A 7184-nucleotide genomic window follows, 5' to 3' on the forward strand; every position below is an offset into this window, starting at 1 on the left:
ATACAGAAGTTTCCGCTAGATAAAATCTACGTCATGTGAACTCAGAATTCGCAGAATCTGATTTCCTTGCCGATGTTTCTTGGACAGGCTCCCATGTGATAAACGATACGCCAGAGTTTGAGAACAGCACGAGTGACAGGCACTTCGGTCGGTTGCTTGATGCAAGAGTCTTCGACATCGTTGGGGTCAGAGGTTGCATCAGGTGGTGGATGGTATACCCACGGCCGGAAGTTTCGATAGCTTACAGCGGCAAGCTGGAGCATGACGAAACCCGGAAACAAGATTTCCGGTTTGACGAAAGAACGAGTCAGCGAGCAACTCGCGGACGAGGCTGATCCGAAGGCAATCAAGCGCCTCACTGCTGCACGCGAGTACTTAGAGGGTCTTTCTCCCGAGGCGATCGAAGAGAAGTACGGCTGGCATCATCAGACCGTCTACAACTGGTTGAACCGATTCGAAGAGCGCGGCTTCGACGCCGCGCTCTACGATAAATCTCGTCCTGGACGACCATCCGAACTTAGCGACGACCAGTTCGAACGGTCCACCGCTGTACTCCATGAATCTCCTGAAAAAGCTGGATACGACGATCCAGCGTGGGGTACGGCTCTCGCCCAACACTACCTCATTGAGGAGTTCGATATCGCTTTCTCCCGCCGTCACACTCGCCGACTCATGCACAAGGCCGGGGTCTCACCGAAGAGACCCCGGCCGGAGCCGGCCTCTGCTGACGAAGATGAACGCGAGGAGTTCGAAGAGACGGTCGAAAAAAGTAGGCCACCGCGACGAGGACGCAACGGTCGTCACGATCGACCAGACACGGAAAGCGGTTGGAGCGGATCTCTACGCAGCATGGTACCCGGTTGGCGAGAGGCCGACCGTGGGCGTGTCGGCCTCTCGCGAGGGCGTCAATCTGCTGGGAGCAGTCACGGAGTACGGAGAGACGACAGTGCTGGAATGTGGCGGATCGTTCACCGGTGAGGTGACGATCCGCTTTTTAGAGCATCTCCAAGAGGAGTTCGGCAAGAAACTGGTCGTACTGCTGGATCAGGCGACGTACTTCACCGCTGGGGCGGTGAAGGACTTCGTCGCCGATGAACCAATCGAGCTGGTGTATTTTCCGACTGGCTCGCCGGATCTGAACCCAACCGAAGAATACTGGCGTCGACTCAAACTCGCCTTAGCAAACCGCTACTTCGGCAGTTGTGCCGTGATTCGATCAGCAGTTTGGACAGCACTCGAATCGATTCGCCCGCCAGGAATCTATCAATACCTCTGTCTTTGAGTATATCTTCGGCGTCGCGATCCCGCTAGCCTACCTCGGTGCAACGACCTCGCTCGGTCTCTACGGCCTGTATCTTGCCTTCCTCGCCGAAACGACGGTACCGGCGGTGCTCAACTACTACCGCTTCGCCACCGACAAGTGGAAACAGGTCAACCGGCGGCACCGCCCCGACGCCCCAGCGTAATATCATAGAGTGATGCGTAGATACACTCATCCCGACAGATCGTAACGCCAATTCTGCTGGCGGATCAAACATCAGCCAACGATGGACGAGGAGTCAGCTCAGGTCTTCCTTCCACCGCGTGAGCGATGCTTCGAGCGTCTCCGTCTCGCCCGCTTCGGCGAGACGGTGACGTGTGTCCATTGCGGAGATGACGACGTTGTCAAACGGGGAACGACCGACAAGGACGCCCAACAGTACCGCTGCAAGCACTGCGAGACCTACTTCAGCGACCTCACGAAGACGATTTTCTGGCAGCATCGCTTCGAACTCGAAGAAATGTTCTACATCGTCAAGGAGATGCGATCTGAGCCGACCGCTCAGATCGCTCGGGATCTCGACCGAGACTACGAAGCCGTCCTCAACTTCGTTCACAAAGTTCAGGACGTCAGCGGTGATATCGACGAATTCGATCTCTACGACGTGTGTGAAGCCGACGAGGTCTACGTCACAGCTGGTGAGAAAGGACTCGAAGACGAGGATTCGAGTCCGCGCTCGCGCGGACTCTCAAAAAAGGACGCGGAACCTTCGAGTCAGACAAACCGCCAGTCTTGACACTCGTCCGTCGGGATGACGGACGAGTTCGGTTTCTCGTTCGTAAGGATCTACAAGACGCTGACGAGGACATCGCCGAGTACGGCGACGGAAGCGTGATCCTCTGCACCGACGGATACACGATCTACGACGACATCGAGGACGAGGAGGGGGTGGACGGCCATCTGGCCGTCACCCACTCCGACACCTACGTGATCGGTGACGCCCACACGAACACCTGCGAGAACCGTCACAGCTTCCTTCGCCAGTGGTTGGCGAAGTTCAGGGGCGTCTCGAAGCATCACCTCCAGAAATACCTCAATTTCCTCGGATTGAAACTCAACTCACCGGACGACTGGTTCGAGAAACTGCTGTGTTACGATGTATCGAGATGAGCGTAGTCTGTTTTTCGCGTTCGGTATCGCTGCCAAGCCGCTTGCTGGCGTTGCATACGACGTGATCGGTATTCGGCGTTCGCTGCCACTCGTACTTNATCATCGGGTTTGCTCTGCTGCCGTTTCTCAATGGATTCTGGTTGCTTGCAGGGGATACGGTTCTGATCAGTTCGATGCTCGGTTCAGGTGCGATCACTCAGTCGTACCTTTCAGAGACGATCCCACCGGAGATAGAGGGTACTGGACTGGGAGCCGTCCGGTCCAGTGCTTCGTTGTTGGCCTCTATGGGGCCGGTGCTCTTTGGCGCAATTGCCGAACGTGGCTTCTTTGATGAAGGCTATCTCTCGTTGGCACTACTCATGGCGCTTGTCACGCTGCTCACTCTCCGACTCCCCGGTGAAACAGAGTAGAACGGTTCAAATTCTACCTGCCTTGTGTAACTTTTCGCTATTTAAGATGGTGGAATTTATATAAGACATTTCCAGAATTGATGAGCTTCATAGACATCCACCAATTCAGTCAAAATTAAATTTGCAAGCATACTCAGAGTTAGAGAGCTAAGGATGAGTAACAATGTAATACCATTTAAAAATATAATGTAATAAAATAATCTTGCTATATCTCTTATCCGCTGTCGGCTATGTCCTACCTATAGGCTCCGAATTATATTTGTGAGTACGTTTACACCAATTTGGAGCGCGTCTTCATCGATATCGAATCGGGCGGTATGATGGCCGAAAGGATTACTTGCACCAATTCCCATGTAAGTGGCCTTACCACCGTTTTCTTGCACGCGCTGGATCAGATAGGAGGCATCCTCGCTTCCACCGAATGGATACCGATCAATAACATTGTCCACCCCGTCTACCGTTTCGGCCGCTCGCTCAACGGGGACGATAAGTTCTTCGTCGCCGACAAACGTGGTCGTTTTGCCATATGGCGATGTAGTAAGATCCACGTCGTGCATTGCAGCAGCCTGTTTGAGAATGCGCTGTGCTGCCCCATGCATATATTCGTTGAGACCAGCTGTTTCACCGCGTACTTCGACGCGCATCCGTGCTTCTTCAGCGATGATGTTTTGCGGATTCGGTGAATGGACTTGTCCGATGTTGATACGCGTAGCGCCGTCAGCGTGTCGGGGAATCGCATAGAGATTCTGGATTGCCGTTGCCATCGCCTGCACCGCGTTGCGTCCCTCATTCGGCTTGTCTCCAGCATGAGATGGTTCGCCCTCAAATACAGCATCGACCTTCGCATTCGATAGCGGGTTATCGTACGATGCAACGACTGTCCCAGTTTCTTGACCTAATCCAAGATGTAGAGAAAGAAAGTATTCGATATCATCTAGGTGTGATGTCTTGCTCATTGGTTTTCCACCACGGCCACCTTCCTCTGCAGGCTGGAAGAACAGTTTGAGTGTTCCGTTGAAGCCATGGTCACCATCGATTGCTCGTGCGAGTCCGAGTCCGATAGCGGTGTGTCCGTCGTGGCCGCAAGCATGCATTGCGTTCGGATGCTGGCTGGCGAATCCTTCGCGTGCCGGTTGATGGTCATCGTTGCTGGCCTCACTCCGCTCTAGCGCGTCGATATCTACACGTACTCCTACTGTTGGGCCGGATCCATCTCCGAACTCTTTGGTCGCCACTAGACCGGTAATACCGTCCATGCGGTCAAGATACGCTTCGTCAGCACCTTCGTTTCGAGCGCGGTCGATTGCCGTGGCGATTTCATCGTCGGCTGGCACCCCGAGCCGTTCATCGGGGTTGACAGCGTCGCCGCCAAGGAAGAGCGTGAATTCATCGTCAAGTTCCGAAGCAATGAGTGCTGTTGTCCGGAATTCTTTCCATCCTGTCTCAGCGTGAGCGTGTAGATCGCGTCGAATTTCCGTAATCGTTGGTTCTGCCGAGTCAGCCATACTACTGTCGTCAACATCTACCGATAATAAATGTGGGGAACCATCGAGCTCACTACTTCAGATGATTTCATAGATTTTGATTAAGAAACTCTACCGACCAGCAATATGCCTCTTAGAACCGCACCAAGGTGGATTATTTAAAATTTATCCATCAGGACGCTATGTCTTGAGATCGCTCCCCAAGAGTGCTATTACTATACTCAAAGACAGAGGTATTGATAGATGCCTGGCGGATGAATCGATTCGAGTGCTGTCCAAACTGCTGATCGAATCACGGCACAACTGCCGAAGTAGCGGTTTGCTAAGGCGAGTTTGAGTCGACGCCAGTATTCTTCGGTTGGGTTCAGATCCGGCGAGCCAGTCGGAAAATACACCAGCTCGATTGGTTCATCGGCGACGAAGTCCTTCACCGCCCGAGTGTTCAGCGCAACCTCTACGGCTCAGTTCAGCGAACGACACGCCGGAATCGCTCGCTGAAAGACGACGAGGAAGTGCTTGAGGCGTTCGCGGAGACTGGCATCGATCGCGAGCAACTGCTCGGTGTCGACCGTTCGAATATCGAGGAGGCACTGGATGTCGTTTCAGTTCCCGAGTCGGCCGTCTACGATGTTTCTGAGAGCGAGTACGTGCGCAAGACCGAGGTGGATGAAGAACGCAAGGAGACGCGCTGCAGGGGCTCAAAGACAGGCTGGCGGTGAGTGACGATTCCGAAGCGGATGTCCTCCGCCAGGAAATTGAGGAACTCACCGAATTCTCGCCGGCCAGCACGTTCGGTGAGCAGGCCGAAAGCAACTGAGGCAGCCTGTGGGTGTCGCGTTCCAGCAGTGGATTCTCACTTGCAGGCGGTGGTGGGCCTTGTGTAACAACCGGAAGCGTCATTCGGCTTCGGTTATTACATAAGGAAGCTATGGCAGAAGAGGAACCGCCGGCACCGCCGGAATCGCTGCCGAAATACCTCGCTGAGGGGCTCCCGAAACAGGACAGCGAGACACTTTCGGAGACGCGAGAATATCTCGAGGAGTTGATTGACTGGTCTCAGCGCCCGATCGAAGAGGCCGAACTTCCCGCAGATGTCCAACCGGTCGAAGACACGTCTGAAACACACGGCACCGTCGTCGAGGAGATGGTAACCTGTGGTGATGAGACGTGCGCGTGTATGAGCGATGGCGAGAAGCATGGGCCGTATCTCTATCGGTACTATCGAGAAGGAGGGAGCCTCACCTCTGAGTATCTGGGTAAGCCGTAGCGAAGCACTTGCCTTATGTAATAACCAGAAGCCTTGGTCACTGAAATGTTACACAAGGAAAATCTTCGACAGGCGCTTCTCGTCGATCTGCAATGGATTTCTAAGATGTAAATGTCTTTGAAAATAGTCGCTTGTACGTCTCTACCATCTTCATTCTCTATACGACAATTTAATATGATGCAGAAGGTAGATAAGGCTTCAATAACTACCAGTATTCTATGACAAGTACTGCAGAACAGGTGGGGAAATCGGTTACTGAGAACTTGCGGGCGATCCTGGCTGAAGCAAGTGGGCATGTGTTTGCAGTGGGCTTGGACGAACACTCGACACGCGCACTCGTCGAGATACTAGCTGAGAGCGAAGAGCCTCCGAACGTGCGCTTGCTTGCTGGAGATGGAGTGTTAAAATGGCTGAGAGACGATTTCATGCTGGCGAGCACAGCCGCAGAGTTGCGTGATGCGGATATTCTGGAATTGCGAACGGCTGGTGAGCGGCTGGATGACACACTGTTGGTGACCGAGGAGATGGTCGTCTCGCTGCTCACACCGGGCACTGAGCAGAGCGCCGCGCTCGTTACCGATGACGGGGAGTTCGTCGGGGCGGTTCGCAAGCGCTGGAATGAGCACTGGGAGGATGGAGAGCAGTTCGACCTCCGGACGCCGGCGTACTCGCGCGTGCTCGAAACACTGGCCGATGAGTTCGATTCGGCACTGGAAGCGGACTTCGAGACGGTGCTGGAGTCGATCGGGGATATGGATACAGATGACTGGCTGGATGAGGTGGGAGTGAGCCTTCTCGTAGCGGCCAAACACGAGGAGTTGCTCTACGATATCTCCCGCTGGGGAGAGGATGCGGGTGTCGCGAGCAAGGCGACGTTCTCGCGCAAGAANCACGAGGAGTTGCTCTACGATATCTCCCGCTGGGGAGAGGATGCGGGTGTCGCGAGCAAGGCGACGTTCTCGCGCAAGAAGACCCAGCTTGAAGAGCAGGGACTCCTGGAAACGGAGAAAGTGCCGATCGACGTGGGACGGCCGCGGTTGCGTCTCCTGCTGGGTGAGGAGCGTCTCCGAGAAGCAGATGCAGAAGAGCTGGCGAGTATTGCACACGAGATGCTCTCGGCGGCTCCAGCCTAATCGCCACCGAGTAGCTACTTGATAGTCGCGAGTGGCGACGAAGCGTGCCGGCGTGACGTCGGACAAAGTGGTGGCTGCTGGGGACACCTGATACTGAGTGAGCGATGGGATCGAACTTCTCTCGGCAACCCTCGCCGGTAGCATCATGTGATTTAATGGAATATTCGACGAGAATCGGGTGACTGAGCAAAAGGATGGAACAGGGTTTTGCGGAGTATACACGCTTACTCCACTAAGCACGAGTTCATTGGTTATCCTGACAGACAGTTCCTCATTCCACAGGGTGGGGTTCCTGTCGCTCTTCGATTTTGTGGCTCGTTTCGCCTTCGTGTTCAACAGCGGAATACAGGGCTTGCTCGTCGGTGAGTGTCGCACCGGAAGTCCATGCGCATTCTGTGCAACTGTACCACGTCATTGAGGCGTGTTTGACGTGGATTCTGGTGTAGGAATCGTCATACT

At 54.3% G+C, this 7184-nt stretch carries 6 protein-coding genes and 4 pseudogenes; 7 read left to right on the top strand and 3 right to left on the bottom strand.

Going from position 1 to position 7184, the window contains the following annotated elements; all coding sequences use genetic code 11:
- The first annotated feature begins 261 nt into the window (after window positions 1–261).
- The 4 genes and pseudogenes from C451_RS21320 to C451_RS23930 all read left to right on the top strand — a co-directional run.
- A protein-coding gene (locus tag C451_RS21320; RefSeq protein ID WP_152420532.1) for an IS630 family transposase occupies window positions 262–1282 on the top strand; the annotation gives its coding sequence in 2 pieces (ribosomal slippage) (window positions 262–762 and window positions 764–1282; 1020 coding nt in all).
- 4 nt (window positions 1283–1286) lie between these two features.
- Window positions 1287–1466: pseudogene (locus tag C451_RS23925) on the top strand (MATE family efflux transporter); the annotation flags it as partial.
- A gap of 81 nt (window positions 1467–1547) precedes the next feature.
- Window positions 1548–2431, top strand: a protein-coding gene (locus C451_RS21330; RefSeq protein WP_152420533.1) for an IS1595 family transposase whose coding sequence is annotated in 2 segments (ribosomal slippage) — window positions 1548–2010 and window positions 2010–2431 — 885 coding nt in all. Because the reading frame shifts where the segments join, the coding sequence is not laid out codon by codon here.
- A gap of 4 nt (window positions 2432–2435) precedes the next feature.
- A pseudogene (locus C451_RS23930) lies at window positions 2436–2841 on the top strand (MFS transporter); the annotation flags it as partial.
- A 239-nt stretch (window positions 2842–3080) separates the two neighbouring features.
- Here the strand turns inward: C451_RS23930 and C451_RS19840 are convergent.
- A complete protein-coding gene (locus tag C451_RS19840; RefSeq protein WP_007743527.1) occupies window positions 3081–4346 on the bottom strand; it encodes an amidohydrolase in 1266 nt (421 codons plus the stop codon).
- A 200-nt stretch (window positions 4347–4546) separates the two neighbouring features.
- A complete protein-coding gene (locus C451_RS24140) occupies window positions 4547–4756 on the bottom strand; it encodes a transposase (protein ID WP_161605878.1) in 210 nt (69 codons plus the stop codon).
- Window positions 4757–4780: 24 nt separating this feature from the next.
- On the opposite strand from C451_RS24140, the pseudogene C451_RS19845 reads away from it, so the two are divergent.
- The 3 genes and pseudogenes from C451_RS19845 to C451_RS19855 form a co-directional block, all read left to right on the top strand.
- Window positions 4781–5142, top strand: a pseudogene (locus C451_RS19845) (hypothetical protein); the annotation flags it as partial.
- A 111-nt stretch (window positions 5143–5253) separates the two neighbouring features.
- Window positions 5254–5592, top strand: coding sequence for a DUF6788 family protein (locus C451_RS19850; RefSeq protein ID WP_007743531.1), 339 nt, complete (start codon window positions 5254–5256; stop codon window positions 5590–5592).
- 218 nt (window positions 5593–5810) lie between these two features.
- Window positions 5811–6725, top strand: a complete 915-nt coding sequence (locus C451_RS19855; protein WP_007743532.1) for a transcriptional regulator TbsP domain-containing protein — start codon at window positions 5811–5813, stop codon at window positions 6723–6725.
- Between the two features lie 271 nt (window positions 6726–6996).
- On the opposite strand, the pseudogene C451_RS23330 reads toward C451_RS19855, so the two are convergent.
- A pseudogene (locus C451_RS23330) lies at window positions 6997–7184 on the bottom strand (hypothetical protein); the annotation flags it as partial.

The organism is Halococcus thailandensis JCM 13552 (assembly GCF_000336715.1).
Lineage (GTDB): Archaea > Halobacteriota > Halobacteria > Halobacteriales > Halococcaceae > Halococcus > Halococcus thailandensis.